Here is a 25,509-nt window from a genome sequence, read left to right as displayed (position 1 = left end):
TCACATCTTCGCTCGCCAGGCCGGGTGGACGGGTGGCGGGCGGCTCGCGGACGCCGGGGCGGGTTGCCCCTTACCGACCATTACCGGTCGGTAGAAGTCCATTACTTCCCAGTAGGACTTTTGTCAAGCTCGTGGGCCGGTTACGTTTCGGGCGTGAACATCCAGGATGAAGCCGACACGCTGGAAGAACTCATCGCGGACTGCACCGACATCCCGTCGGAGCTGCGCCCGGAGCCGGGCCACGCGCACCTGCCCGAGCAGCGCGCCGCCGCGCCGTGGCGGGTGGCCGAGAGCAACTACCGGCAGGTCGCGGAACTGGACTCGTACGGCCTGAGCCGGGCCTGAGCCCTCCCCGTCCGAGGGCGTCCCCGCCCGGACCGCGAGCGCTCGGCCGCCGCCGGACGTCACCGAGCACGCGAACGGCCCCGGCCCCACCACGTGGTGGGGCCGGGGCCGTTCCTGCGCCCGAGGGCGGTCGATCAGTGGAACGAGTCGCCGCAGGCGCAGGAGCCGCCCGCGTTCGGGTTGTCGATCGTGAAGCCCTGCTTCTCGATGGTGTCGACGAAGTCGATGACGGCGCCCTCGACGTACGGGGCGCTCATCCGGTCGACGGCGACCTTGAGGCCCTCGAAGTCGCGCAGGGCGTCGCCGTCGAGGCTGCGCTCGTCGAAGAACAGCTGGTAGCGCAGGCCCGCGCAGCCACCCGGCTGCACGGCGATGCGCAGGTGCATGTCGTCGCGACCCTCCTGGTCGAGCAGCGCCTTGGCCTTCGAGGCCGCCGCGTCGGTCAGGGTGACACCGTGCGTGGGCGGGGCGTCGGGCGTCGGGACTGCTGAATCCTGAGCGGTCGTCATGGCTCTCCCTACAGAGGTCCTTTGCGGGCGTCTATTCCCCTGCGAACACGACTGGTGCCCGCTTTGTTCCAGCACCCATCGTCGCACAGGCGCGGGGGTGCTCGACCGGGGCTGCGACCGGCGTCTCGGCGGGTGGTCGCGGGTCGTGGGGGCGGCCGTCGCGCTGAGCTGGGCGGGAGGCGGGGAGGGGCTGGTCACGGCAGGTTCCGACATCTCACGAACGTGTGACGCCCATCGGTGGCGAACGGCACGTCCTGCCCACTGAACGCGCTCGCTCGCGGCGCTGTTCCCGCCCGTCACGGGCTCGTCCCGGACTCACCTCGGCCTCGGCCGGCGCCCGGTTCCCCATCACGATTCGCACCTTGCGAAGGGGATGAAACGGGTCATCTCCTACCCTAGGCGTCGTGAGGTTCCTGCGCCGCAACGCCGACGAAGCCGCTGAGAGCACCGCCAAGGAGATCCCGGTGGAGGTGAGCGGCACCCCCGAGCCGGGGCGCACGCCCGGCAAGGGCAGGCCCACGCCCAAGCGGCGGGAGGCCGAGACCAAGCGCCGCGGCCCCGTCGCGCCGCCGCCGAAGACGCAGCGCGAGGCGCTCAAGCGGATGAGGCAGAGCAAGACCAGCAAGGAGGAGCGCCGCGCCGCCGCCGCGCTCCGCCGCGAGCGGATGATGGCGGGCGACGACAAGTACCTGCTGCCGCGCGACCGCGGTCCCGTGAAGGCGTACATCCGGGACGTGATCGACTCCAGGCGCAACCTCATGGGCCTGTTCATGCCGCTGGCCATCCTGGTGTTCGTGGCGCTGCTGGTGCCGTCGCTGGTGGTGCAGCAGTACGCGACCCTGGCGACCTCGTTCATGCTGCTGGCGATGATCGTCGAGGGCGTGATCCTGGGCGTGACGGTGACCAGGCGCGTGCGGGCGAAGTTCCCGAAGGAGAAGATCGGCGGCCTGTCGGTCGGCTGGTACTCCTTCATCCGAGCGAGCCAGCTCCGCAAGCTCCGCGTCCCGAAGCCGCGCGTGGGTCCGGGCACGAAGATCGACTAGCACTCCCCGGCACCTCGCCACAGCGGGCCGCCTCCTCCGGGAGGCGGCCCGCTGTCGGTTGGGGGCTTCACCCGTGCGGTGGGGGTGCGCGGCGATAGCTTGAGGCGACGGGTTCACCACTGCTGACCAGCGGGTGCGGCCATGCCTTCGCTCGGGGACGTCGGGGCGGCGCTCGACCGGGTCGCGGAGGTCGCGGCCGGGGCGCAGGCCCGCTTGGCGCTGGCGGCGGACCTGGCCCTGGAGGCCGCCGAACTGGTGGAGGCGGCTGGCGCGGGCAGCGGTCAGACCGACGTGGTGACCGCCGCCGCGTCGTTCCGCGAGGTGGCGCACGACGCGGACCGAGTGGTGGGTCGGGACCTGGACGCGGCGCTGGGGGCGGTGCGCCGGATCATCGCGGCGCTCGGGACCTCAGGCGCGGAACGCGCTTCCCCAGGCGCGAACGGGTCTGAGCGGGTTGACGAGCTGGCCGAGCGGCTCCCGCCGACCGTGGTCCCGAACACCAGCGCCAAGACGCACGGCTGGTGGTTCACCGGTCAGGGAGCCGCGCAGGAGCTGATCAGCGGCGAGGGGCCGGACGCGCGGGCCGCCTACGAGGCACTCCGCGAGGAGGGCTACCCGCGTCCGGGGATGCCCTTCGTGGCGATGCACGTGGAGATAAAGTTGGCCGCGCACATGCGGCGCAACGACATCGAGCACGCCACCGTCGTGATCAACAACATCCCCTGCCCGCTGGTGTGGGGCTGCGAGAACCTGATCGGCGTGGTGCTGCCCGAGGGGAGCTCCCTCACGGTCCACGGGAGCAACGGGTACGAGCGGACCTTCACCGGAGGGCGGAAGCCACCGTGGCCACGTTGAGCGCGATCTTCGACCACGAGACGGGCGCGAACCCGGTCCTGATCGAGACCCAGGAGGACCTCGACGCTCTGGTGGAGCGCGTGCGGGAGCGGTCGACCGGGCACCCGTGCCCCAGCATCGTCGAGATCAGCGACGCGGCCGACCCCTGGGGCTCCCCGACCGCGTACGCGGGCATCGGCAACGACCGGGGCTTCGTCCAGGTGCACGACGACCCGATGCGCGCCACGCGAGGCCGGGCTGGGACGACTGGCACGGTGGTCTACGACCTGGTGGCCAACGCGACCGACATCCCGGCCGACCAGGAGGTCCCGCTCGACGTGGTCCGCGCCGTCCTCGCGGCCTACCTGGCCCACAACTCCCGCATCCCCGCCGACCACCCCCTCCTCAACATCGTTAGCTAGTCGAAAGACTTCGTATTAGGCTGCCCACCATGGAGTTCCGACGCCTCGGCCGCAGCGGCCTCAACATCAGCGAGATCTCGTACGGCAACTGGCTCACCCACGGGTCGCAGGTCGAGGAGGAGCAGGCGCTCGCGTGCGTCCGCGCCGCGCTCGACGCGGGCATCACCACGTTCGACACCGCCGACGTCTACGCCAACACCAAGGCGGAGGCCGTGCTCGGGCGGGCGCTCAAGGGTGAGCGGCGGGCCTCGTTGGAGATCTTCACGAAGGTCTTCTGGCCCACCGGGCCCAAGGGGCCGAACGACAAGGGCCTCGGCCGCAAGCACATCATGGAGTCGATCGACGCCTCCCTGGAGCGCCTCGGCACCGACTACGTGGACCTCTACCAGGCCCACCGCTTCGACCAGACCGTCCCGCTCGAGGAGACGATGACGGCGTTCGCCGACGTCGTCCGCTCCGGCAAGGCCCTCTACATCGGCGTCTCCGAGTGGAGCGCCGAGCAGATCGCGCGCGGCGCCGCGCTGGCCCGCGAGCTGAAGATCCCCTTCATCTCCAACCAGCCCCAGTACTCGATGCTGTGGCGCGTCATCGAGCCGCAGGTCGTGCCGACCTCCGAGCGCGAGGGCCTGTCCCAGATCGTCTGGTCCCCGGTCGCCCAGGGCGTCCTGACCGGCAAGTACCTGCCCGGCCAGCAGGCCCCGGCGGGCTCGCGCGCGGCCGACGAGTCCGGCTCCAAGGCGATCTCCTCGTTCATGCGCGACGAGGTGCTGGAGAAGGTCCAGAAGCTCAAGCCGCTCGCCGAGGAGGCCGGGCTGACCATGGCGCAGCTCGCCGTCGCCTGGGTGCTGCAGAACCCGAACGTGGCCTCGGCGATCATCGGCGCGTCCCGCCCCGAGCAGGTCACCGACAACGTCAAGGCCGCGGGCGTGAAGCTGGAGCCCGAGCTGCTGGAGAAGATCGACGCCGTGCTCGAGGGCGTCGTGGAGAGCAACCCCGGCCTGACCAAGGCCCCGTAACACCGCAGCACCGGCAGAGCTGCGACGCGCCGGGCGGCCCCGACCAGGGCCGCCTGGCCCCGTCCTGCCCGGCCCGGTCCCGGTACGGTCCCCCGGTCAGGCTCAACGTCCTCACTCGTCGGGTGGAATGCTGTGACTCTTCGGACGCTGGTGCTCGGCGGCACCCGCTCGGGCAAGTCCGCGCACGCCGAGGGCCTGCTGACCAGCCCCGACGCCACCTACGTCGCGACCGCCCGGCGCTACCCCGACGACCCCGACTGGGACGCCCGGATCGCCCGGCACGTGCGCTCCCGCCCCGCCTCGTGGCGCACCGCCGAGGTCCCGTCCGGCCTGCCCGCGCTGCTGCCGTCGCTGACCGGCCCGGTGATCGTCGACGACCTGGCGACCTGGCTCACCAACGTGCTCGACGACGCGAACGCCTGGGAGGGCGGCGGCGCGGACGAGGTCGAGGCCGGGTGCGCCGCGCTGGTCGACGCGGTGGCGGCGGTCACGTTCCGCCTGGTCCTGGTGTCCGCCGAGGTCGGCCTCGGTGTCGTGCCGTCCACCCGCTCTGGCAGGCTCTTCCGCGACCACCTCGGCTCGCTCAACGCGCGGCTGGCCGAGGTCTGCGACGAGGTGACCCTGGTCGTCGCCGGAATCCCACTGCGACTGCGCGAAGCCGGAGGTAGTCGGTGACCATCGAGTTCCCGCCCGTGGAGGCCCCCAGTGAGAGCGCGCGCCTGGAGGCCGTCGCCCGCCACGCGGCGCTGACCAAGCCGGTCGGGTCGCTCGGCAGGCTGGAGGACCTCGGCGCGTGGGTCGCGGCCTGCCAGGGCCAGTGCCCGCCCCACCCGTTCACCCGGCCGAGGGTGATCGTCTTCGCGGGCGACCACGGGGTGGCGCGGCACGGCGTGTCGGCCTACCCGAGCGAGGTCACCGGGCAGATGGTGGCGAACTTCCTCACCGGCGGCGCGGCGGTGAACGTGCTGGCGAACGTCGCGGGCGCGACCGTGCGCGTGGTCGACGTGGCGGTGGACTCGGACACGGCGGTCGGCGACGACAAGGTCCGCCGCGGCTCCGGGTCGATCGACCGCGAGGACGCGCTCACCCAGGAGGAGGCCGAGCGCGCCATCGAACTGGGCCGCAGGCTCGCCGACGACGAGGTGGACGGCGGGGCCGACCTGCTGATCGCCGGTGACATGGGCATCGGCAACACCACGCCCGCGGCGGTGCTGGTGGCCGCGCTGACCGGCACCGAGCCGGTCGCGGCGGTCGGCCGGGGCACGGGCGTGGACGACAACGGCTGGATGCGCAAGACCGCCGCGATCCGCGACGCCCTGCGCCGGGCCCGCCCGCACACCGGCGACCCGGTGCGGCTGCTGGCGGTGGCGTCGGGCGCGGACATCGCGGCGATGGCGGGCTTCCTGGCGCAGGCGGCGGTGCGGCGCACCCCGGTGGTGCTGGACGGCGTGGTGAGCGGCGCGGCGGCGGTGGTCGCGGAGGAGCTGGCGCCGGGCGCGCGCGAGTGGTGGGTGGCCGGGCACCGCTCGGCGGAGCCCTCGCACGCGATCGCGCTGGGGCACCTGGGCCTGGAGCCGCTGCTGGACTTCGGGATGCGGCTGGGCGAGGGCTCGGGCGCGGTGGCGGCGCTGCCGCTGGTCGTGATGGCCACGCGGGTGCTGGCGGAGATGGCGACGTTCGACGGCGCGGGCGTCACGGGCCCGGCGTGACCGGGCGCGTCACCTCGGGGGAGCGCGCGTCGTGAGGCTCGCGCTGTCCTGGCTCACCGTGCTGCCGGTGCGGGTCGACGACGTGGACCGCCGGGTCGCGCGCCGGGCGATCACGGCGGCTCCGCTGGTGGGCGTGCTGCTGGGCGTGGTGGCGGCGGTGGTGCTGCTCGGGTTGTCCGCGCTGGGCGCGCCGCCGCTGCTGGCGGGGTTGCTCGTGGTGGGCGGGCTCGGGCTGGCCACGCGCGGGATGCACTTGGACGGGCTGGCGGACACGGCGGACGGTCTTGGCTGCTACGGGCCGCCGGAGCGGGCGCTGGCCGTGATGAAGGACGGTGGCGCGGGCCCGTTCGGCGTGGTGACGTTGATCGTGGTGCTGGGCGCCGAGGCGGTCGCGCTGGGTGGGGTGTCCTGGGGCGCGGTCGTGCTGGCGTTGACGGCGGGGCGCGCGGCGTTCGTGCTGTGCTGCGCGCGGGGTGTCCCGGCGGCGCGGCCCGAGGGGTTGGGCGCGCTGGTCGCCGGTTCGCAGTCCGCGGGTGTGGTGGTGGCCTGGTGGTCGGCGCTGGCGGTGGCGGGGGCGCTGGTGGATCCGTGGCGCGGTCCGCTGGGTGTGGCGCTCGCGGCGGCCGTCGTGTTCGCGCTGGTCGGGCACACCCGTCGCCGTTTCGGCGGGGTCACCGGTGATGTGCTGGGCGCGGCTTGCGAGGCGGCGACCTTGTGCGTCTTGGTCGTCTGCTCCTTCGGCTAGACCACCGCTGTGGGCCGGCGCGGGCCGGTCGCACTGCCGACCCGCGCCAGAACCCGAAATCTAGAGGAGCTTGGTCATCCAGCCGTGGGGGTCTTCGACTCGGCCCTGTTGGATGCCGGTGAGGTGGTCGCGGAGCTTCATGGTGATCTCGCCGGTGGCTCCGCCGGAGACGCTGAACTCGCCGCCGTCGTGCTTGACGTGCCCGACGGGGGTGATCACGGCGGCGGTGCCGCAGGCGAAGACCTCGGTCAGCTCGCCGCTGGCCGCCTTGTCCCGCCACTCCTCGGTGGAGAACTTGCGCTCTTCCACGCCCAGCCCGAAGTCCTTGGCGAGTTGGAGGAGCGAGTCGCGGGTGATGCCGGGGAGCAGGGAGCCGGACAGCTCGGGGGTGACGACGCGGGCGTCCGCGCCGCTGCCGAGGACGAAGAACAGGTTCATGCCGCCCATTTCCTCGACCCACTTGCGCTCGACCGCGTCGAGCCACACGACCTGGTCGCAGCCCTGCTCGGCGGCTTGGGCCTGGGCGACGAGGGAGGCGGCGTAGTTGCCCGCGAACTTGGCCGCGCCGGTGCCGCCGGGGGCGGCGCGCACGTACTCGGTGGACAGCCACACCGTGACGGGCTTGAGGCCGCCGGTGAAGTAGGAGCCCGCCGGGGAGGCGATGAGCAGGTAGCGGTACTCGCCCGCCGGGCGGACGCCGAGGCCGCGCTCGGTGGAGAACAGGAACGGCCGCAGGTAGAGCGAGGACTCGCCGCCGCCTGCGGGGACCCAGCGGGAGTCGACGGCCAGCAGCTCGCTCAGGGAGGCGAGGAACAGCTCGTCGGGCAGTTCCGGCATGGCGATGCGGCGGGCGGAGGCGCGGAAGCGCTCGGCGTTGGCCTCGGGCCGGAAGGACGCGATGGTCCCGTCGGGCTGCCGGTAGGCCTTGAGGCCCTCGAAGATCGCCTGGCCGTAGTGCAGGACCATCGCCGCCGGGTCGAGGGTGATCGGGGCGTAACCGCGCACCACCGCGTCGTGCCAGCCGTGCGCCCGGTTCCAGTCGATCACGACCATGTGGTCGGTGAAGTGCTGGCCGAAACCGGGGTTCGCGAGCGCTTCGTCCAGGTAGTCCTGGGTGGCGGGCCCGACGTTGGGGTCGACGGTGAACGGCGGCGGTGTGGTCATGCTGGAGACAGTAGCTCTCACCGGGGTCTCAGGACACCGTCGTCCCTGCTCTCCGGGGCGCTGTCGGCGCGGGCGGCGGCGCGCTTGGCCCCGGTGTGGGCGGCGTACCCGAGCAGGCCCGTGCCGAGGGCGAGCGCGGCGCCCACGACGGCGAGCGCGTCGGCGGGCGCGCCCATGGCGAGCAGCACCGACAGGCCAAGGCCCAGGCAGGCGGCGCGCGCGGCGCCTCCGCCGTCGTCCTGGAGCATGACCCTGGTGGCGGCGCTGGTGAAGCAGCCGTGGAACAGGGAGGCGCACGCGCCGACGGCGAGCGCCTGGGTCGGGGTGAGCGCGAGCACCGCGACCAGGGCGAGCCCGGAGGCGGCCAGGTGCGGGGTCCACCGGCCGCGCACCTTCGGGAGGTCGCCGGACTCGACCAGTCCGGCGAGCGCGCGGCGGGCCCCGGCGAGGACGAACACCAGCACCTGGACGCCCGCGGCGAGCGCGGCGAGCCCGAGGACGGGCAGCAGCCAGCCGCCGTCCGCGACGAGCAGGGCGTCGCGCAGCGGGGCGCGGGACAGGGCGAGGCGGGCGTCGCCGAGCTGGTGGCGCAGCGCGAACCAGAGGGCGGCGGCCAGCAGCAGCGACAGCAGCACCCCGGCGGGGGCGGCGAACCGGCGCAGCGGCCCGGCGAGGGCGGGGTCGCCCGCCTCGGTGATCCGCTCGTAGCCGGTGAACACCAGGAACAGCACGCTGGCCGCGCCCATGACGCCCTCGATGCCCAGCTCCGCGCCGAGCACGACCGGGTTGGCGGGTGGGGCGACGGCCAGGCACACCACGACCACGAGCAGCAGCGCCACGACGACGAACCCGGTGAGCAGCCGGGTGGCGCGGGCGGGCCACCGGCCGCCGAGCGCGGTGACGCAGGCCAGCAGGGCGAGCGCGAGCGGCAGCCGGTGCTGCGGGGCGGCGGTGGCGGCGACGGCGTGGGCGACGGCCGCGCCGACCCCGGCCGCCGAGGTGAGCCTGGCGGCGGCGGTGATCCGGGCGGGCCAGGGGCCGAGCTGGGCGCGCACGTGCAGGTGGCCGGTGGTGGCGGGCGCGGCGGCGGAGGCGGTCGCGCAGCAGAGCGCGGCGATGCCCGCGACCAGGAGCGCCAGCGGGGCGAGCGGTCCGGCGAGCGCCGCGGCGGGGGTGAAACCGGCGAGGACGCCCGCGCCGAGCGAGGCCCCCAGCACCAGCACCACTGCCCCGGATCGGTGCGTCACTGTCACCGTGACACAGTCGCAGATGGACCCGGCAGCCGCTAACGGCCACCCGCTTGACGCACGATCGTGTTAATTGTTACTCGACGCAGTCAGCTGTGGCACGCCCAGCCGGGTCGGAGCAAGACCTTTAGCATTCGTCAGCGTCCGTCACCCGTTCCCGCAGCACACCTGGTAAGTGCCGGGAGGAAACCCGACGAGGAGCAGCAACTTGACCGCGCCGAAGCTGTCCATCACCGACAGTGATCTGACCACCGCCTCCGACGCCATCGTGGTGGGCACCCTCCAGGGCCCGGACGGGCTCGCGCTCATCCCGGCCGCCGCGCCCGTCGACACCGCCTTCGACGGCGCCCTGCTGGAGGTGCTGGGCGCGCTGGGCGCGACCGGCAAGACCGAGGAGGTCGTGACCGTCCCGACCATGGGCAGGCTGGAGACCCCGATCGTGCTCGCGGTCGGCCTCGGCAAGCCCGGCGCGGACGGCCAGGTCAGCGAGGAGCAGGTGCGCAAGGCCTCCGGCGCGGCGGCCCGCGCGCTGGTCGGCAAGAAGCGCGCCGTGACCACCCTGTCGTCCGTGCACCTGGCCGCCGCGGTCGAGGGGACCCTGCTGGGCGGGTACACCTTCAAGGAGTACAAGTCCGACAAGGGCGAGGGCCCGGTGGCCAAGCTGGACCTGGTGCCGCCCGCCGAGGGCGTGAAGCGCGCGCACAACGCCACGCTCAAGGCCGCGACCGCGATCGCCGAGGCCGTCACGGCCACCCGCGACCTGATCAACACCCCGCCGAACGACCTGTACCCGGCCTCGTTCGCCGAGCGCGCCGTGGCGCTGGCCACGGCCGAGGGCGTGGACACCGAGGTGCTCGACGAGAAGGCGCTGCGCAAGCAGGGCTTCGGCGGCATCCTCGGCGTCGGCGGCGGCTCGACCCGCCAGCCGCGCCTGGTCCGGCTGTCCTACAAGGGCCCGAAGGCGACCAAGAAGGTCGCGCTGGTGGGCAAGGGCATCACCTTCGACACCGGCGGCATCTCCATCAAGCCCGCGGGCGGCATGGACGAGATGACCTCGGACATGAGCGGCGCGGCGGCCGTGGTCGCCACCGTCGTGCTCGCGGCGAAGCTGAAGTACCCGCTGGACATCACCGCGTGGGTGCCGATGGCGGAGAACATGCCGTCCGGCGCGGCCTACCGGCCCGGCGATGTGCTGAAGATGTACGGCGGCAAGACCGTCGAGGTGCTGAACACCGACGCCGAGGGCCGGTTGATCCTGTCCGACGCGATCACCCGCGCGTGCGAGGACAACCCGGACTACCTGGTCGACGTGGCCACGCTGACCGGCGCGCAGGTCGTGGCGCTGGGCAAGCGCACCTCGGGCGTCATGGGCACGGACGAGCTGCGCGACCGGGTGGCCGAGCTGGGCCGCGCGGTGGGCGAGCAGGCGTGGGCCATGCCGCTGCCGGAGGAGCTGCGCGGCGACCTGGACTCGCGGCTGGCGGACCTGGCGAACGTCACCGGGCACCGGTGGGGCGGGATGCTGTCGGCGGGCCTGTTCCTGAAGGAGTTCGTGGCCGAGGGCGTGCAGTGGGCGCACATCGACATCGCGGGCCCGGCGTACCACACGGGTGGCGCGCACGGGTACACCACGAAGGGCGGCACGGGCGTCCCGGTCCGGACGCTCGCGGCGCTGCTCGCGGACATCGCCGCTCAGCCGGCCGAATAGGTCCGGCTGAGAAACCACCAGCTGTGCAAGACGCGCCGGGGTGGCGACGCGCGTCGACCCAGCGGCCCACGGTCCGGCGGGGAACTTCCCGACCGGACCGTGGGCCCGTCTCTTTCCAGGACGTCAGTACGCGACCGCGAGCGCCTTCCCGAACGACTCCGGGTCCTCCACCCGGTCGAGCAGGAACGCGGCCAGGTCGGTGCGGGACAGGGACAGACCGCCGAGCACGCTGCGCTCCTCCTGCACCCGGTACCGCCCGCGCGCGGGCCCGTTGGTGAGCATCGGCGCGCGCACGAGCGTCCAGTCGAGGCCGCTGGCGCGCACGACCGGCTCCATCGCCGAGACGTCCGCCCAGGCGTGCCGGAACACCGAGCGCAGCAGGGGTTTGACCAGCGCGGCGACCACCGGGGTGTCGCCGGACTCGGCGGTGGCGCTGCTGCTGACCACGAGCAGCCTGCGCACCCCGGCGAGCCGCATGGCGGCGATCGCGCTGGTGGCGCTGTCGACGAGCACGCTGGTGGGCTTGCGGGCCGAGCGCGGCCCGATGGCGCTGACCACGGCGTCCGCACCCGCGAAGGCCGGCGCGAGGGAGTCGGGGTCGAGCGGGTCGGCCACGTGGTCGCGACCGTTGCCGGTGCGCACGACACCGGTGACGTGGTGGCCGCGCCCGCGCGCCAGGTGGGCGACGAGCGCGCCGGTCCGGCCGCTCGCGCCGAGCACTGCGAGCTTCACCGCGCGCCCCCCGGACGCGCGTCGGACAGGGGGTCGGGGGACAGGGAGTTGATCATGTGCACAGCAGTACTACGCACGCGCGCGGCCCTTCGGGGCACCCCCGCCCCCTCACGGAAGGGTGATCTTCCCGACAGTCCGCGCGGCCGAACGGTCTGCTCCGGTCAGATCTCCCCGGCGGACTTCCGGCGGCTGTACTCGCGCATCCGCTTGGGGTAGCCCACGATCCCGGCGTCGTAGATCGGCATCCCGAGCTTGCGCGCGAACCGCTTCGCGCCCTCCTCGCCGTCGATGCGCCGCCTCGTCCACTCGCCGTCGTGCGCCACGAGGACCACAGTGGTCTCCGTCACGGTCGTCTTGGGCTCCACGTAGGCCTCGACCCCGCGCCGCTCGGCCGCCCAGCGCTCCAGGTGGCCGGTGTCGGCCGAGGTCGGCGCGCGGAGCACGCCGGGACGGCTCTTCCTGCGGAAACGATCGAAAAGGCCCACCTGCGAACCTCCCAAAGCCACTGTTGTCGGACATGGTGCCGGCACGGGTGTGAAAGCCGGGCCAAATCCTCCGAAGAGGACACCGCGTCGCCGCGCCCGCCGGTGTAGTGACAAGATGGCAACCACCCGCGCGCACCCGCGCGGAGTAAGGCATCAAGCTCTCCTAGGGAGAAATCCGTGACCGACACCTCCGCCGACCTGGTGATCCTCGGTGGCGGATCGGGCGGCTACGCCTGCGCGTTCCGCGCGGCGGAGTTGGGCCTGTCCGTCATCCTGGTCGAGAAGGACAAGCTGGGCGGCACCTGCCTGCACCGAGGCTGCATCCCCACCAAGGCGCTGCTGCACTCGGCCGAGGTCGCGGACAACGCGCGCGAGGGCGAGCAGTTCGGCGTGAAGTCCTCCCTCGCGGGCATCGACATGGCCGGGGTCAACTCGTACAAGGACGGGGTGATCAGCAGGCTGTACAAGGGCCTGCAGGGCCTGGCGAAGGCCAACAAGGTCACCATGGTCCAGGGCGCGGGCACGTTCGTCGGCCCGAACGCCGTCGAGGTCGACGGCGTGAAGTACACCGGCAAGAACGTCGTGCTGGCCACCGGCTCGTACGCGCGCAGCCTGCCCGGCCTGGAGATCGGCGGCCGGGTCATCACCAGCGACCAGGCGCTGAACCTCGACCACGTCCCGGAGAAGGTCGTCGTGCTCGGCGGCGGCGTCATCGGCGTCGAGTTCGCCAGCGTGTGGGCCTCCTTCGGCGCGGACGTGACCATCGTGGAGGCGCTGCCCCGCCTGGTCCCCGCCGAGGACGAGTACGCCTCGAAGCAGCTGGAGCGCGCGTTCCGCCGCCGGGGCATCAAGTTCAAGACCGGCGTGAAGTTCACCGGCGCCACCCAGTCCGACACCGGGGTGTCGGTGTCGCTGGAGAACGGCGACGTGCTGGACGCCGACCTGCTCCTGGTGGCCGTCGGCCGGGGCCCGAACAGCGCGGGCCACGGCTACGAGGAAGCCGGGATCGAGATCGACCGCGGGTTCGTCACCACCGACGAGCGCCTGCGCACGAACCTCCCCGACGTCTACGCGGTCGGCGACATCGTCCGTGGCCTGCAGCTGGCCCACCGGGGCTTCCAGCAGGGCATCTTCGTCGCCGAGGAGATCGCGGGGCAGAACCCCAAGGTGATCGACGAGGCGGGAATCCCGCGCGTCACCTACTGCAAGCCCGAGGTCGCCTCCGTCGGCCTCTCCGAGGCGGCAGCCAAGGAGAAGTACGGTTCGGTCGAGACCTTCGTCTACGACCTTGCGGGCAACGGCAAGAGCCAGATCCTGAAGACCGCGGGCGGCATCAAGCTGGTCAAGGCGCCCGAGGGTCCCGTCGTGGGCGTCACGATGGTCGGCGAGCGGGTCGGCGAGCTGATCGGCGAGGCCCAGCTGATCTACGGTTGGGAGGCATACCCGGAGGACGTGGCTCCCCTGATCCACGCCCACCCGACCCAGACGGAAGCCCTCGGCGAGGCCTTCCTCGCCCTGGCCGGCAAGCCGCTGCACGTGCACGGCTGACCGCCGCACCCCAGTCAGCCGAACGACTTAACGCACGAGGAGTCAGCGAACGATGGCCATCTCCGTTCCGATGCCCGCACTCGGTGAAAGCGTCACCGAGGGCACGGTCACCCGCTGGTTGAAGCAGGAGGGCGACCGGGTCGAGGTCGACGAGCCGTTGCTCGAGGTCTCGACCGACAAGGTCGACACCGAGATCCCCTCGCCCGCCGCGGGCGTCCTGCAGAAGATCGTCGCCCAGGAGGACGAGACCGTCGAGGTCGGCGCCGAGCTGGCGGTGATCGGCGACGGTTCCGACAACGACGCGGCCAGCGCTCCGGCCGACTCGGCTCCCGCGCCCGCCGCGCCCGCCGAGGAGGCTCAGCCCGAGCCGCAGTCCGACCCCGAGCCCGAGACCGAGGCCGCCCCGTCCGGCGGCAGCGCCGACGGCACCCCGGTGACCATGCCCGCGCTGGGCGAGAGCGTCACCGAGGGCACCGTGACCCGCTGGCTCAAGCAGGTCGGCGACTCGGTGGAGGTCGACGAGCCCCTGCTGGAGGTCTCGACCGACAAGGTCGACACCGAGATCCCGTCCCCGGTGGCGGGCACGCTGCTGGAGATCACCGCGGGCGAGGACGAGACGGTCGAGGTCGGCGGCAAGCTGGCCGTGATCGGCTCGGGCGCGCCCGCGAAGCAGGAGGCCCCGAAGGCCGCTCCGGCTCCCGAGGCCCCCAAGCAGGAGGCTCCCAAGGCCGAGGCGCCCAAGCAGGAGGCCCCCAAGGCCGAGGCCCCCAAGCAGGAGGCCCCGAAGCAGGAGGCTCCCAAGCAGGCCGCTCCGGCCGCCGAGAAGTCCGGTGACGAGGGCGCGCCCTACGTCACCCCGCTGGTGCGCAAGCTGGCCTCGGAGAACGGCATCGACCTCGGTTCCCTGAAGGGCACCGGCGTCGGCGGTCGCATCCGCAAGCAGGACGTGCTGGCCGCCGTCGAGGCCAAGAAGGCCCCGGCCGCCGCGCCCGCCGCCGCTGCCGCCCCGGCCGCGCCCGCCGCCAAGTCCGCGCCCGTGGACACCAGCGGCAAGCGCGGCACCACGCAGAAGCTCCCCCGCCTGCGCCAGATCGTGGCCCAGCGGACCCGCGAGTCGCTGCAGATGTCGGCCCAGCTCACCCAGGTGTTCGAGGTGGACGTCACCCGGATCGCGCGCCTGCGCAGCCGGGCGAAGTCCGCGTTCGAGCAGCGCGAGGGCACGAAGCTCACGTTCCTCCCGTTCTTCGCCAAGGCGGCGGTCGAGGCCCTGAAGCAGCACCCGGTGCTGAACGCCTCCATCGACGAGGCGAAGAAGGAGGTCACGTACCACGGCTCCGAGCACCTCGGCATCGCGATCGACACCGAGCGCGGCCTGCTCAACGCGGTGATCTCGAACGCGGGCGAGCTGAACCTGGCCGGCCTGTCGCTCAAGATCAACGACCTGGCCGGTCGGGCGCGCGGGAACAAGCTGACCCCGGACGAGCTGACCGGCGGCACGTTCTCGCTGACCAACCTGGGCAGCAACGGCGCCCTCTTCGACACCCCGATCATCCAGCAGCCGCAGGTCGGCATCCTGGGCGTCGGCGTGGTCAAGAAGCGCCCCGTGGTGATCACCGACGCCAACGGCGACGACACGATCGCGATCCGGTCCATGGCCTACCTGGCCCTGACCTACGACCACCGCCTGGTGGACGGCGCGGACGCCGGTCGCTTCCTGAGCACCATGAAGAACCGCCTGGAGGAAGGCGCCTTCGAGGGCGACCTCGGCCTCTGACGGCAGCAGCACCCGCGAGAACCCGCTCCCCGGTCACGGGGGGCGGGTTCTCCGCTTTCCAGGCGCGGGGCTTTCCAGGGGTGAGGACTTTCCCGACGTGCGCCAGACCTCACCCGTTCGCCGGGAGCGCCGGTGTGCGAGCCCGCCGCCGCTGAGAGACGATCACCCCATGCGCGTGGTCATCGCTGGTTCCTCGGGTCTCATCGGCACTTCTCTGGTGGCGGCGCTGCGCGCGGGTGGTCACGACGTGCTCCGGCTGGTGCGGCGCAGGCCCTCCGCGCCGGACGAGCGGTTCTGGGACCCGCCCTCGGCGAAGATCGACGAGGGGACGCTGGAGCGGGTCGACGCCGTGGTGAACCTGTGCGGGGCCGGGGTCGGGGACCGCCGGTGGAACGACGCGCGCAAGCAGGTCCTGCTGGACACCCGCACCACGCCCACCGAGGTGCTGGCCGCCGCCGTCGTGCAGCACCGGGTGCCGGTGCTGGTGAACGCGAGCGCGGTCGGGTTCTACGGCGACACCGGCGAGGCGCTGGTGGACGAGGGCACCCCGTCCGGGACCGGGTTCCTGGCCGCGCTGTGCCGCGAGTGGGAGGGCGCGACCCGGCAGGCCGAGGAGGCCGGGGTGCGCGTGGTCAAGCTGCGCACCGGGCTGGTGATCAGCCCGTCCGGCGGGCTGTTCGGCAAGCTCAAGCCGCTGTTCTCGTTCGGGCTGGGCGGCAGGCTCGGGTCCGGGCGGCAGTACATGCCGTGGATCGCGCTGGACGACGTGGTCGCGGCGATCGGGCACGTGCTGGAGACCGGGACCGTGGACGGCCCGGTGAACCTGACCGCGCCGAGCCCGGTGACCAACGCCGAGTTCACCCGCACGCTCGGGCACGCGCTGCACCGGCCGACGCCCTGGGTGGTGCCGCCGTTCGCGCTGAAGGCGGTGCTGGGCGGGCTGGCCGAGGAGGGCGTGCTGGCGGGGCAGCGGGCGGTGCCGAAGGCGCTGGAGCGGTCCGGCTTCACGTTCCTGCACCCGGCGCTCGGGTCCGCCGTCGCCGCCGCGATCACACCCCGGTAGTGCGCTCGCCCTCCACGACCGGGCTGGTGCTGGCCGGGCAGGCGCTGGCCGGGCTGGTGCTGCTCGGGTGCTCGGTGGCGCTCGGGCTGCTGGTGCGGGGCGCGCCCGCGCCGGGGGTGGACGTGGCGCTGCACGACGCGGCGCTGGGGCTCGGCTCCTGGGTGGTGCTGCCCGCGACGGTGGTCAGCCTGGTGCTGAGCCCTGGGCTGGCCACGATCGCGCTGGTGTCGCTGGTGGCTCGGGCGGTGATCGCGCGGGACCCGCTGGTGGCGCGGTTCGCGGTGCTGCTGGCGGTGTGCTGGATGACCGTGTGGGCCCGGTACGGGTACCGGCGGGTCCGGCCGATCGAGTACCCGCAGTGGAGCTACCCGAGCGGGCACGTCACGGCGGTGACGGCGGTGGCGTTCACCGCCGCAGTGGTGTGCGCGGCGGCGGCCCGCCGCCACCTGCGCCTGGTGGTGGCGCTCGGGGTGCTGGCGGTGCTGCTGACGGCGGCCAGCCGGGTGGTGCTGGAGATGCACTGGTTCACCGACACGGTCGGGGCGGTGCTGGCCACCACCGGGGCCGGGCTGGTGTGCTGCGCGGCGCTGCGGCTGCGGCCGGTGGTGGCCGGGCCCGATTAGCCGGTGACCCACTCCGCGCGGTGGTCGTCGACGAACCCGGCGAACGGGCGCGGCGCGCGCCCGGTGAGCCGGGTGACGCCGTCGGTCAGTTCCCCCTCGCCGCCGTCGCGGACCGCGGCGTTGTAGCGGGCGAGGCGGTCGGCGAACGGGGCGGGCATCCCGGCCGCCCGGAAGTGCCCGGCCAGCTCGTCGGCGGAGACCTCCACCACCTGGACGGCCCGCCCGGTCCGCTCGGTGATGATCCGCGCGGCCTCCGGGTAGCTCAGCGCCTGCGGCCCGGTGAGCCGGTGCTCGGACCCGGTCCGGTCGGCGAGGAGGGCGGCGTGCGCGGCGGCGGCCACGTCCCGCGCGTCGATCCAGCCGACCCGGCCGTCGCCGCTCGCCGACAGCAGCTCGCCGCGCTCGCGCACCCGCGCGGCCAGCGGGTGCGCGCCGGTGAAGTTCTGCATGAACCCGGCGGGCCGCAGCACGGACCAGCCGGGGGTCCCGCGCACCTCGGCCTCCAGCTCGGCGGCGCCGGGGGCGTCCGGCAGGACCGCGAGGGAGCCGAGCAGCACGAGCCTGGGCAGGCCGGTGCGGCGGGCCAGGTCCAGCAGCGGGCGCACGGCGGGCAGCGGGTCGCCGGTGGTGGGCGGCGGGACGGCGTAGACGGCGGTCGCGCCGTCCAGGAGCGCGCGGTGGGTGCTCGGGTCGTGCCAGTCGAACGCGGTCGTGCCCGCGGCCGGGGTGCGGCCGGCCCGCCGGAACGGGGTGCCGCCCGCCTCCAGCAGGGCGGTGAGCGCCCGGCCGGTGGTGCCGCTCGCGCCGATCACCACGACGCTCACGCGGTCGCCTCGCGGTCGAGCGCGGCGGTCAGGTCGGCCAGTCCGCCCGTGGCCCGCGCGGCGGCGACGGGGCTCCAGTAGTCGCGGTACGCGGTGAAGCGGCCGTCCGCGACGGTGACGACGGAGACGTAGTCGAGCCGGTAGGGGACGCCGGTCGCGGTGGCGCGGCCGACGGCGGTGAACTCGACGACCGCCGTGCTCGGGTCGGCCGTGCGGTGCACGACCAGGTTCGGGACGCCCGTGACGTCCAGCAGGTCGGGGTAGCCGGCCAGGTAGGCGCGCACCTGCTCGCGGCCCTCCAGGCGGGTCGGGGAGCCCGCCTCGGCGAACGGGAACTCGGCGGTCCCGTCCGCGGCCCACAGGTCCGCCACGGCGTCCATGTCCTTGGCCAGCAGGAGGTCGAGCAGTCGGCGGAAGATCAGCTCCGGGTCGTTGTCCACGCCGTCGATCGTGCGGGCCGCGGGCCGGGCGCGGCACTGCCGGTCGAGCCCCCTCCCGGTGGTCCGTGGCTCGCGGGGAGGTCCCGTGCCAGGGTGGGGAGGATGAGCGCGCGTGAGCTGGCCGGGTTCCTGCGGGCCCGGCGGGAGTCGTTGGGACCGGCGCAGGTGGGGCTGCGGCGGGCGCCGTCGACCAGGACGCCGGGGTTGCGGCGCGAGGAGGTCGCCGGGCTGGCCGGGGTGACGGTCAACTACTACGAGCGGGTCGAGCAGGGGCGGGCCCCGCACCCGTCGCCGCAGGTGCTGGACGCGCTGGGCGCGGCGCTGCGGCTGACCGGGGCCGAGCGGGAGCACCTGGCGCGGTTGGCCGGGCACGCGCCCGTCGGCGAGGAGCCGGAGCCGGGCGTTCCGGAGGCGGTGCGCACGCTGCTGGACGGGCTGGGGGCGACGCCCGCGTACGCGGTGACGCCCGCGCTGGACGTGGTGGCCTGGAACGCGGCGGCGGTGGCGCTGTTCACCGACTTCGGCGCGCTGCCCGCGCGCGAGCGGGGGCTGGCGGCGCTGTCCCGGCGGTTCGGCGGGACGCTGTGCGGCGAGGTCGAGCCCGGCGCGTTCGCCGAGCGGGCGGCGGCCGACCTGCGCGCGGCGGCCGTGCGGTTCCCCGGACTGGGCGCGGCGCGGGTGGCCGAGGAGTTCGGGGGCGCACAGCCCGGAGTTCGCCGCCGCGTGGGCGGCCCGCGACGTGCGGGAGCGGCCGGTGGTGCGCAAGGTCGTGGCGCACCCGGTGGTGGGGCGGCTGGAGCTGGACGTGCACCTGCTCGTGGTGCCCGGCCACGACCTGCGGGTCGCGCTGCACACCGCGCCGCCGGGCAGCGCGGGCGCCGAGCGGCTGGCCCGGCTGGCCCCCGCGCGGTGACCGGCTCTCCGGCGGTCAGGCGTAGGGTCGAGTGGTGAGCAGCACCGACTCCTCCTGCCGCGCCGAGAACACCCCCTTCGACGTGCGCGAACTGGGCACCATCGAGTACCAGGCCGCCTGGGACCTCCAGCGGGAGCTCGCCTCCGCCCGCGCGGACGGCACCGCCACCGACACCCTCCTGCTGCTGGAGCACCCCCCGGTGTACACCTGCGGCAGGCGGACGGAGGCCGACGAGCGCCCGAAGGGCGGCGACACCCCGGTCATCGACGTCGACCGCGGCGGCAAGATCACCTGGCACGGTCCCGGCCAGCTCGTCGGCTACCCGATCGTGGGGCTGGCCGAGCCGCTGGACGTGGTCCAGTACGTGCGGCGGGTCGAGCAGGCCCTGATCCACGTGTGCGACCAGCTCGGCGTGACCACCGGTCGGGTGGAGGGGCGCAGCGGCGTGTGGATCGCGGCCGACGGGCGCGGTCCGGAGCGCAAGGTCGCCGCGATCGGCATCCGGGTGCAGCGCGGCGTGACCATGCACGGGTTCGAGATCAACTGCAACGCCTCGCTGGACGCGTTCGCCGACATCATCCCGTGCGGCATCCGGGACGCGGGCGTCGCGTCGCTCTCGCACGAGCTGGGCCGGGACGTCGCGGTCGCCGAGGTGCTGCCGCTGGCGAAGGCCGCGGTGATCGACGCCCTGAACGGCGACCTGCCGCTGACCGACCGCACCCTGGCCCGCCCCGAGCCGTCCGCGCCGGGCATCACCTTCGCGGTGCAGGGCGCCTGACGCCCGAACGGGTCCTCACCGCGTCCGAGCGCTGACAGCGGGCCGACTCCCCTCCTAGGGTTCCCTCGCTGGAGCCGAGGAGGGGAGTCCGCCGTGCCGGTCACCAGACGCGGTCTGCTGCGCGCCACCGGCATCGCCGGGGCCGCCCTGCTCGTGGGCGGGAGGGTGGGCGCCGGGCCGCGAGCGCGCGGCCCCTGGCTCGACTGGCTGGCCGACAACCGGGAGCGCGTGGCCGCCGTGGTCGACCCCGGCGCGGGCCCCGCCCTCGTGCACCGCCCGCACGCGCCGCAGCCGCTGGCCGCCGCGATCACCCCGCTGCACCTGGCCGCGCACGAGCTGTCGGGCGCGACCGGGCCGGTCCCGGCGGCCGACTGGGACCGCCACCACCTCGGCCTGGACGACGGCGCGCACGCGTCCGCCCTGGCCGACCTCGGCATCACCTCCACCGATGGCGCGACCGCCGACGACCCGCACCACCCGGTGGACCTGGACGACCTGGCGTCCGCGCTGGTCAGGCGGGGTGACAGCGCGGCGGCGGACCTGCTGCTGCACCGGCTGGGCGAGCCCGCGCTGCGGGCGGCGGCGGTCCGGCTGGGCTGGCCGGACGCCCCGGTGGCCGGCGCCCTGGACCACCGGGTGCGCCTGGTGCTGGGGCGGGACGCGCCGGGGCACCTGACCGACCCGAGGGTGCGGCTGGAGGTGCTGGGCAGGCTCCCGCAAACCCCGAGCACGTACGAGGGCCTGCGGCCGTGGGCGCGCACGACGTGGCACGGCAGCGCCGACGGCCTGGGCCGGGCGCACCGGGCGCTGGCGACCGATCCGGCGCTCCCCCGCTGCCGCGCCTGGCTGGGGGCCGGTCGGGAGGCCCCGGAGGGCGTGCTGGGCGTCGGCCTCGCGGGCGGCGCGCTGCCGGGCGTGCTCGCGGTGGGCGGGCACGCGCGCTTCGCGGACGGACGCACGGGCGTCGTGGCGGTCCTGCTGGCGGAGGTGCCGCGGGAGCGGCACGCGGCGGCGCGGGAGTTCGAGGACCTGGTCCTGGGCGCGCTGCTGGACGGCGCGCTGCTCGCCGACCTGCGCGCCGCGCTGGCCTGAGCCAGGGGGGTGGGCTGGGCTTTCGAGCTGCGGCGGGCACGGACGCCCACCACCGGGGTGCTCACCCCTGCCCGGCGGCGGCACGTGCGGCCCGCAGCCGGGGTGCTCAGCCCCCGACCGCCGCGCGCACGTCCCACCGCCGGTCGCGCTCAGCCCTTCAGCTGCGGCGCGATCTCGGCCGCCGCCAGCTCCAGGTGGTCCAGGTCGGCCAGGTCGAGCAGCTGGAGGTAGATCCGGCTGACACCGGTGCGCTCCCGCCACTGCCCGAGCCGGTCCACGACCTCGGCGGGCGTGCCCGCCAGGCCGTTGGCCTTCAGCTCGTCGACGTCGCGACCGATCGCGGCGGCCCTGCGGGCGACCTCCGCGTCGTCCCGGCCGATCGCCGCGACCAGCGCCGCCGAGCGGGTGATCTCCGCCGGGTCGCGGCCGACGTCGCGGCACGCCTGGTCGACGCGGGCGAACTGCTTGGCCGCGAACTCGACGTCCACGAACGGCAGGTTGAACTCGGTGGCGTGCTTGGCGGCCAGCGCGGGCGTGCGCTTGGCGCCCTTGCCGCCGATCAGCACCGGCACCCGCTCCTGCGCGGGCTTGGGCAGCGCCGGGGCGTCGATCAGCCGGTAGTGGTCGCCCTGGAAGGTGTAGTCCTCGCCGACCGGGGTGGCCCACAGGCCGGTGATGATCTCCAGCTGCTCGGCGTACCGGTCGAACCGCTCCCGCACGCTCGGGAACGGGATGCCGTAGGCGGTGTGCTCCTCCTCGTACCACCCGGCGCCGAGGCCGAACTCGACGCGGCCCCCGGACATCTGGTCGACCTGGGCGACGCTGATGGCCAGCGGGCCGGGGTAGCGGAAGGTGGCGGCGGTCATGAGCGTGCCGAGGCGGATGGTCGTGGTGTCGCGGGCCAGGCCGGCGAAGGTGATCCACGGGTCGGTGGGGCCGGGCAGGCCGTCCACCGGGCCCATCTTCAGGTAGTGGTCGGAGCGGAAGAACGCCCCGTACCCTGCGGCTTCGGCGGCGCGGGCGACGCGGAGCAGGTCGTCGTAGCTCGCGCCCTGCTGGGGTTCGGTGAAGATCCGGAGTTCCACCGCCCCACGCTAACGACGCGGGACCCGACCCCGCGATTCGACCACCGCCGGGCGGGCTGTCGCGCTGATCACCACTCCGGACCGCGCCGAACCGCGCCGGGTCGCGGCGGCGAACCGCAGGTCGGGCCCCCGCGAACGCCCACCCCGGCTGCCGCGACCGCACCACCCGACCGGTAGGAAGGCACCCATGGCCAAGTGGACCGAAGTCGACATCCCCGACCAGGCAGGGCGCACCGCGCTGGTGACCGGCGCGAACTCGGGCCTGGGCCTGCGCACCGCCGAGGTGCTGGCCGCCAAGGGCGCCAGGGTGCTGCTGGCCTGCCGCTCCGGGGAGCGCGGCCTGGCCGCCGTCGAGCGGGTCTCCCGGCACGGCGAGGCCGAGTTCGTGCGGCTGGACCTGGGCGAGCCGGCGTCGGTGCGCGCCGCCGCCGAGCGGGTCCAGGAGCTGGCGGGCGACGGGCTGGACCTGCTGGTCAACAACGCGGGCCTGATGGCCCCGCCGCTCGCCCGCACCGCCGACGGGTTCGAGTCGCAGTTCGGCGTCAACCACCTGGGGCACGCCGCGCTGACCTGGCTGCTGATGCCCGCGCTGCGGGCCCGCGCGGGCGCCCGCGTGGTGACCGTGTCGTCCGTGGCGCACCGGTTGGGCGGCCTGGACCTGGCCGACCCGAACTTCGAGGTGCGCCGCTACGCCCCGTGGGTCGGCTACGGCCAGTCCAAGCTCGCGAACCTGCTGTTCGCGCGGGAGCTGGACCGGCGGCTGGCGCGGTCCGGCGCGGACGTGACCTCCGTCGCTGCGCACCCCGGCGTCTCGCGGACCGAGCTCAGCTCGACCATGGCGAAGTCCCACCGGAACGCGCTGGTCGAGTGGGGCGGCAAGATCACCGACGCGGTGTCCCAGACCCCGGCCATGGGCGCGTTGCCGCAGCTCTACGCGGCCACCGCGCCGCTGGTGACCGGCGGCGGCTACTACGGCCCCGACGGGTTCGGCGGCTTCCGGGGCCACCCGGCGCCCGCGCGGTCGACGGCGGCGGGCCGCGACGACCTCGTGGCGGCCCGGTTGTGGGACCTGACGGCCGAGTTGACGGGCGTCGCGCCCGACCCCGCGTGACGTAGGGTTGATGACGTGACCGTCGTACCTGAGGGTCGGAAGCTGCTGCGGCTGGAAGTGCGCAACAGCCAGACGCCGATCGAGAAGAAGCCCTCGTGGATCAAGACCCGCGCGAAGATGGGCCCGGAGTACCGGGACCTGAAGGGTCTGGTCAAACGCGAGGGCCTGCACACGGTCTGCGAGGAGGCCGGGTGCCCCAACATCTACGAGTGCTGGGAAGACCGCGAGGCGACCTTCCTCATCGGCGGTGAGCAGTGCACCCGCCGGTGCGACTTCTGCCAGATCGACACCGGCAAGCCCGCCGACCTCGACCGCGACGAGCCCCGCCGGGTCGCCGAGTCCGTGCAGGCCATGGGCCTGCGCTACTCGACGGTCACGGGCGTGGCCCGCGACGACCTGGCCGACGGCGGCGCGTGGCTGTACGCGGAGACCGTGCGGCAGATCCACGCGCTGAACCCCGGCACCGGCGTCGAGCTGCTGATCCCGGACTTCAACGCGGTGCCCGAGCAGCTGGCCGAGGTGTTCGACTCCCGGCCCGAGGTGCTCGCGCACAACCTGGAGACCGTGCCGCGCATCTTCAAGCGCATCCGCCCGGCGTTCCGCTACGAGCGGTCCCTGGAGGTGATCACCCGCGCCCGCGAGGCCGGTCTGGTCACCAAGTCCAACCTGATCCTGGGCATGGGCGAGACCCCGGAGGAGGTCGCCGAGGCGCTGCGCGACCTGCACGCGGCGGGCTGCGAGATCATCACGATCACGCAGTACCTGCGGCCCTCCCCCCGGCACCACCCGGTCGAGCGCTGGGTGAAGCCGGAGGAGTTCCTGGTGCACAAGGAGACCGCCGAGGAGCTCGGCTTCAGCGGCGTCATGGCCGGGCCGCTGGTGCGCTCCTCCTACCGGGCCGGGCGGCTGTACGCCCAGGCCGTGACCAAGCGCGGCGACACCCTCCCGGAGAACCTGGAGCACCTCCTCCAGGCCGGTGACGCCGCGCAGGAGGTCAGCGCGCTGCTCTCGGCTCGCTGAGCACCACGTCGTCCAGCTCCAGCGCGTAGTGCGCGCCGAAGGCGCTGGACGGCGTGTGCACGCCGGGCTCGACGTCCGGCAGCCGTCCGATCGCCCTGACCGCGCTGTCCGCGGTCAGGGCGTACCCGTTCGGGGTGGTGAGCGAGGCCTCGACCTTGGTGCCCCGCGCGTCCCGCACCTCGCCCCACACCTCGCTGCGGCTGGTGTCGCGGGCCGCCGGTGACGGGCCGCCGATCCGCCTGACCAGCGCCTTCGCCACCTGGCGGACCGGGCGCAGCGCGAGCAGCGGCTGGAAGACGCCGTGCGCCCTCGCGAGCAGCGGCGGGAACGTGGTGAACGTGGTGATGTTCGGGATTCCGGTGGAGCGGTGGGCGGTGCTGACGTCGCCCCACGGGATGGCGAGCACGTCCCGCGCGCCCGAGCGGAACCCGGCGACCCTGCGGCGGTGCCCGAGCGGCACCGAGCGCAGCTCCCCGTCGACCCGCGCCCTGCCGCCGCCCGCCGCGCCCTCGACGGCGGTGGCGGCGGTGCCCGCGCTGGGGCCGCCGCCGCTCAGGAACGCCAGGTCGAGGTGGGTGGCGCTGGGCAGGGCGTGGTGCAGCAGGGCGGCGATGCAGTCGGTGGGGACGACGTCGAAGCCGACGCCGGGCAGCAGGACCACGCCCGCCCGCCTGGCCTCGGCGTCGAGGGCGGCGATGCCCTCGAACACGTCGATCTCGCCGGTGATGTCCAGGTAGTGCGTCCTCGTGCGCAGGCAGGCGTCGACCAGGGGGCGCCAGGTGGCCGAGAACGGCCCCGCGCAGTTCACGACCGCGTCGACCCCGTCCAGGTGCGCCCCCGCGTCGGCGAGGGGGAACACCCGGTGCTCCAGTCCGAGGCGCTGCGCGGTGGCGGCGACCTTGTGGCCGTTCCGCCCCGCGAGCACCGGTCGTTCGCCTCGCGCGACGGCGAGCTCGGCGATGAGCGCCCCGGTGTACCCGTTGGCGCCGTAGACCATCCACGTCATGGCTAGACGCTACCGGCGGCCGTGGGGGCCGGGTTCCGGGTGAGGCGGGTGGGACGGCCGGGAGCTGTGGGGCTGCCTGCGCGGCGGGTTCGGGCTGCGGCGCGCGGGGGTTCGGGCTCGGGCGCCGGTGCGCTCGGGCAGCGGTTCGTCCGGGCACCGGCGCGCCTGGGCAACGGCGGGCTCGGGGTCCGGGGTGGGCGGGCTCGGGCCGGGGCAGCACGGGCCGCGCGGGGCTCGGGCCGGCCGGGCTCGGGCGCTCAGGCCGGGGTCGGG

At 74.4% G+C, this 25,509-nt stretch carries 27 protein-coding genes and 1 pseudogene; 19 read left to right on the top strand and 9 right to left on the bottom strand.

All coding sequences use genetic code 11. The features are described from left to right. The first annotated feature begins 153 nt into the window (after positions 1 to 153). Entirely contained in the window at positions 154 to 345 is a 192-nt protein-coding gene (locus tag AMIR_RS06845; protein ID WP_041836619.1) for a hypothetical protein, read from the top strand. A gap of 134 nt (positions 346 to 479) precedes the next feature. Here the strand turns inward: AMIR_RS06845 and AMIR_RS06840 are convergent, their stop codons facing one another. Beyond that, positions 480 to 854 (bottom strand): HesB/IscA family protein, encoded by a 375-nt coding sequence (locus AMIR_RS06840; protein WP_015800206.1) that lies wholly within the window; start codon positions 852 to 854, stop codon positions 480 to 482. 404 nt (positions 855 to 1,258) lie between these two features. Between AMIR_RS06840 and AMIR_RS06835 the strand changes: the two genes are divergently transcribed. The 7 genes from AMIR_RS06835 (at position 1,259) to cobS (ending at position 6,623) form a co-directional block, all read left to right on the top strand. Then, the gene (locus AMIR_RS06835) at positions 1,259 to 1,897 is read left to right on the top strand and encodes a DUF3043 domain-containing protein (RefSeq protein WP_015800205.1); all 639 of its coding nucleotides are present in this window, start codon (positions 1,259 to 1,261) and stop codon (positions 1,895 to 1,897) included. Positions 1,898 to 2,038: 141 nt separating this feature from the next. After that, positions 2,039 to 2,752, top strand: coding sequence for a DddA-like double-stranded DNA deaminase toxin (locus AMIR_RS06830; protein WP_015800204.1), 714 nt, complete (start codon positions 2,039 to 2,041; stop codon positions 2,750 to 2,752). Beyond that, a complete protein-coding gene (locus AMIR_RS06825; RefSeq protein ID WP_015800203.1) occupies positions 2,740 to 3,153 on the top strand; it encodes an Imm1 family immunity protein in 414 nt (137 codons plus the stop codon). The genes AMIR_RS06830 and AMIR_RS06825 overlap by 13 nt, the downstream gene beginning before the upstream one ends. 29 nt (positions 3,154 to 3,182) lie before the next feature. Then, positions 3,183 to 4,169, top strand: coding sequence for an aldo/keto reductase family protein (locus AMIR_RS06820; RefSeq protein WP_015800202.1), 987 nt, complete (start codon positions 3,183 to 3,185; stop codon positions 4,167 to 4,169). A gap of 132 nt (positions 4,170 to 4,301) precedes the next feature. After that, positions 4,302 to 4,844, top strand: coding sequence for a bifunctional adenosylcobinamide kinase/adenosylcobinamide-phosphate guanylyltransferase (gene cobU, locus AMIR_RS06815; protein ID WP_015800201.1), 543 nt, complete (start codon positions 4,302 to 4,304; stop codon positions 4,842 to 4,844). Then, positions 4,841 to 5,878 (top strand): nicotinate-nucleotide--dimethylbenzimidazole phosphoribosyltransferase, encoded by a 1,038-nt coding sequence (gene cobT, locus AMIR_RS06810; RefSeq protein WP_015800200.1) that lies wholly within the window; start codon positions 4,841 to 4,843, stop codon positions 5,876 to 5,878. The genes cobU and cobT overlap by 4 nt, the downstream gene beginning before the upstream one ends. A 31-nt stretch (positions 5,879 to 5,909) precedes the next feature. Continuing rightward, entirely contained in the window at positions 5,910 to 6,623 is a 714-nt protein-coding gene (cobS, locus tag AMIR_RS06805; protein ID WP_015800199.1) for an adenosylcobinamide-GDP ribazoletransferase, read from the top strand. 60 nt (positions 6,624 to 6,683) lie between these two features. Here the strand turns inward: cobS and AMIR_RS06800 are convergent, their stop codons facing one another. Further along, positions 6,684 to 7,787: a branched-chain amino acid aminotransferase gene (locus tag AMIR_RS06800; protein WP_015800198.1), complete on the bottom strand. Its 1,104-nt coding sequence runs from the start codon at positions 7,785 to 7,787 to the stop codon at positions 6,684 to 6,686. Positions 7,788 to 7,804: 17 nt separating this feature from the next. Next, positions 7,805 to 9,034 carry an amino acid permease gene (locus AMIR_RS06795; RefSeq protein WP_143760661.1) on the bottom strand — a complete coding sequence of 410 codons (1,230 nt, stop codon included), beginning with the start codon at positions 9,032 to 9,034 and terminating at the stop codon, positions 7,805 to 7,807. 208 nt (positions 9,035 to 9,242) lie between these two features. Between AMIR_RS06795 and AMIR_RS06790 the strand changes: the two genes are divergently transcribed. After that, entirely contained in the window at positions 9,243 to 10,742 is a 1,500-nt protein-coding gene (locus tag AMIR_RS06790) for a leucyl aminopeptidase (protein ID WP_015800196.1), read from the top strand. A 123-nt stretch (positions 10,743 to 10,865) separates the two neighbouring features. Here AMIR_RS06790 and AMIR_RS06785 read toward each other — a convergent pair whose 3' ends face one another. After that, on the bottom strand, positions 10,866 to 11,474 hold the full coding sequence (locus AMIR_RS06785; RefSeq protein WP_015800195.1) for an NAD(P)-dependent oxidoreductase: 609 nt from the start codon (positions 11,472 to 11,474) through the stop codon (positions 10,866 to 10,868). Between the two features lie 161 nt (positions 11,475 to 11,635). Continuing rightward, positions 11,636 to 11,959, bottom strand: coding sequence for an oxidoreductase (locus AMIR_RS06780; protein WP_015800194.1), 324 nt, complete (start codon positions 11,957 to 11,959; stop codon positions 11,636 to 11,638). Positions 11,960 to 12,136: 177 nt separating this feature from the next. Here AMIR_RS06780 and lpdA point away from each other — a divergent pair, with 177 nt between their 5' ends. The 4 genes from lpdA (at position 12,137) to AMIR_RS06760 (ending at position 16,967) form a co-directional block, all read left to right on the top strand. Continuing rightward, complete coding sequence (lpdA, locus tag AMIR_RS06775) at positions 12,137 to 13,507, top strand: dihydrolipoyl dehydrogenase (protein ID WP_015800193.1); 1,371 nt, start codon at positions 12,137 to 12,139, stop codon at positions 13,505 to 13,507. 52 nt (positions 13,508 to 13,559) lie between these two features. Further along, positions 13,560 to 15,281 carry a 2-oxoglutarate dehydrogenase, E2 component, dihydrolipoamide succinyltransferase gene (gene sucB / locus AMIR_RS06770; protein ID WP_015800192.1) on the top strand — a complete coding sequence of 574 codons (1,722 nt, stop codon included), beginning with the start codon at positions 13,560 to 13,562 and terminating at the stop codon, positions 15,279 to 15,281. Between the two features lie 169 nt (positions 15,282 to 15,450). Continuing rightward, positions 15,451 to 16,344 carry a TIGR01777 family oxidoreductase gene (locus tag AMIR_RS06765; RefSeq protein WP_015800191.1) on the top strand — a complete coding sequence of 298 codons (894 nt, stop codon included), beginning with the start codon at positions 15,451 to 15,453 and terminating at the stop codon, positions 16,342 to 16,344. Beyond that, positions 16,344 to 16,967 (top strand): phosphatase PAP2 family protein, encoded by a 624-nt coding sequence (locus tag AMIR_RS06760; protein ID WP_015800190.1) that lies wholly within the window; start codon positions 16,344 to 16,346, stop codon positions 16,965 to 16,967. Before AMIR_RS06765 ends, AMIR_RS06760 begins: the two co-directional genes overlap by 1 nt. Here AMIR_RS06760 and AMIR_RS06755 read toward each other — a convergent pair. Both AMIR_RS06755 and AMIR_RS06750 read right to left on the bottom strand, forming a co-directional pair. Then, the gene (locus tag AMIR_RS06755; RefSeq protein WP_015800189.1) at positions 16,964 to 17,791 is read right to left on the bottom strand and encodes a Rossmann-fold NAD(P)-binding domain-containing protein; all 828 of its coding nucleotides are present in this window, start codon (positions 17,789 to 17,791) and stop codon (positions 16,964 to 16,966) included. The genes AMIR_RS06760 and AMIR_RS06755 overlap by 4 nt on opposite strands. Next, positions 17,788 to 18,231, bottom strand: coding sequence for a nuclear transport factor 2 family protein (locus AMIR_RS06750; protein WP_015800188.1), 444 nt, complete (start codon positions 18,229 to 18,231; stop codon positions 17,788 to 17,790). The genes AMIR_RS06755 and AMIR_RS06750 overlap by 4 nt, the downstream gene beginning before the upstream one ends. Before the next feature lie 102 nt (positions 18,232 to 18,333). Here AMIR_RS06750 and AMIR_RS06745 point away from each other — a divergent pair. The 4 genes and pseudogenes from AMIR_RS06745 to AMIR_RS35350 form a co-directional block, all read left to right on the top strand. Continuing rightward, positions 18,334 to 18,882: pseudogene (locus AMIR_RS06745) on the top strand (helix-turn-helix domain-containing protein); the annotation flags it as partial. Positions 18,883 to 18,970: 88 nt separating this feature from the next. Continuing rightward, a complete protein-coding gene (locus tag AMIR_RS41545; protein ID WP_342626597.1) occupies positions 18,971 to 19,144 on the top strand; it encodes an MmyB family transcriptional regulator in 174 nt (57 codons plus the stop codon). A gap of 34 nt (positions 19,145 to 19,178) precedes the next feature. After that, a complete protein-coding gene (lipB, locus tag AMIR_RS06740; RefSeq protein WP_015800186.1) occupies positions 19,179 to 19,922 on the top strand; it encodes a lipoyl(octanoyl) transferase LipB in 744 nt (247 codons plus the stop codon). A gap of 93 nt (positions 19,923 to 20,015) precedes the next feature. Continuing rightward, positions 20,016 to 21,014: a serine hydrolase gene (locus tag AMIR_RS35350; protein WP_015800185.1), complete on the top strand. Its 999-nt coding sequence runs from the start codon at positions 20,016 to 20,018 to the stop codon at positions 21,012 to 21,014. 149 nt (positions 21,015 to 21,163) lie between these two features. On the opposite strand, the gene AMIR_RS06730 is transcribed toward AMIR_RS35350, so the two are convergent. Then, entirely contained in the window at positions 21,164 to 22,099 is a 936-nt protein-coding gene (locus AMIR_RS06730) for an LLM class F420-dependent oxidoreductase (RefSeq protein ID WP_015800184.1), read from the bottom strand. A 187-nt stretch (positions 22,100 to 22,286) separates the two neighbouring features. On the opposite strand from AMIR_RS06730, the gene AMIR_RS06725 reads away from it, so the two are divergent. Together AMIR_RS06725 and lipA are read left to right on the top strand one after the other, a co-directional pair. Next, on the top strand, positions 22,287 to 23,210 hold the full coding sequence (locus AMIR_RS06725) for an oxidoreductase (RefSeq protein WP_015800183.1): 924 nt from the start codon (positions 22,287 to 22,289) through the stop codon (positions 23,208 to 23,210). 15 nt (positions 23,211 to 23,225) lie between these two features. Further along, positions 23,226 to 24,230, top strand: a complete 1,005-nt coding sequence (gene lipA / locus AMIR_RS06720; RefSeq protein ID WP_015800182.1) for a lipoyl synthase — start codon at positions 23,226 to 23,228, stop codon at positions 24,228 to 24,230. Here the strand turns inward: lipA and AMIR_RS06715 are convergent. Then, complete coding sequence (locus tag AMIR_RS06715; RefSeq protein ID WP_015800181.1) at positions 24,205 to 25,236, bottom strand: saccharopine dehydrogenase family protein; 1,032 nt, start codon at positions 25,234 to 25,236, stop codon at positions 24,205 to 24,207. The two genes, lipA and AMIR_RS06715, sit on opposite strands and share 26 nt — an antisense overlap. Between the last annotated feature and the right edge of the window lie 273 nt (positions 25,237 to 25,509).

Origin of the sequence: Actinosynnema mirum DSM 43827 (assembly GCF_000023245.1) — a bacterium.
Taxonomy (GTDB): Bacteria; Actinomycetota; Actinomycetes; order Mycobacteriales; family Pseudonocardiaceae; genus Actinosynnema; species Actinosynnema mirum.
Note: the sequence above shows the minus strand (reverse complement) of the source record. Positions and strands in the feature narration are given on the sequence as shown.

What these genes read in the sequence shown, in the direction of transcription:
- AMIR_RS06840 (WP_015800206.1), bottom strand. Translation starts at nt 854, where the DNA reads ATGACGACCGCTCAGGATTCAGCAGTCCCGACGCCCGACGCCCCGCCC.
- AMIR_RS06830 (WP_015800204.1), top strand. Translation starts at nt 2,039, where the DNA reads ATGCCTTCGCTCGGGGACGTCGGGGCGGCGCTCGACCGGGTCGCGGAG.
- AMIR_RS06820 (WP_015800202.1), top strand. Translation starts at nt 3,183, where the DNA reads ATGGAGTTCCGACGCCTCGGCCGCAGCGGCCTCAACATCAGCGAGATC.
- AMIR_RS06800 (WP_015800198.1), bottom strand. Translation starts at nt 7,787, where the DNA reads ATGACCACACCGCCGCCGTTCACCGTCGACCCCAACGTCGGGCCCGCC.
- sucB (WP_015800192.1), top strand. Translation starts at nt 13,560, where the DNA reads ATGGCCATCTCCGTTCCGATGCCCGCACTCGGTGAAAGCGTCACCGAG.
- AMIR_RS06765 (WP_015800191.1), top strand. Translation starts at nt 15,451, where the DNA reads ATGCGCGTGGTCATCGCTGGTTCCTCGGGTCTCATCGGCACTTCTCTG.
- AMIR_RS06725 (WP_015800183.1), top strand. Translation starts at nt 22,287, where the DNA reads ATGGCCAAGTGGACCGAAGTCGACATCCCCGACCAGGCAGGGCGCACC.
- AMIR_RS06715 (WP_015800181.1), bottom strand. Translation starts at nt 25,236, where the DNA reads ATGACGTGGATGGTCTACGGCGCCAACGGGTACACCGGGGCGCTCATC.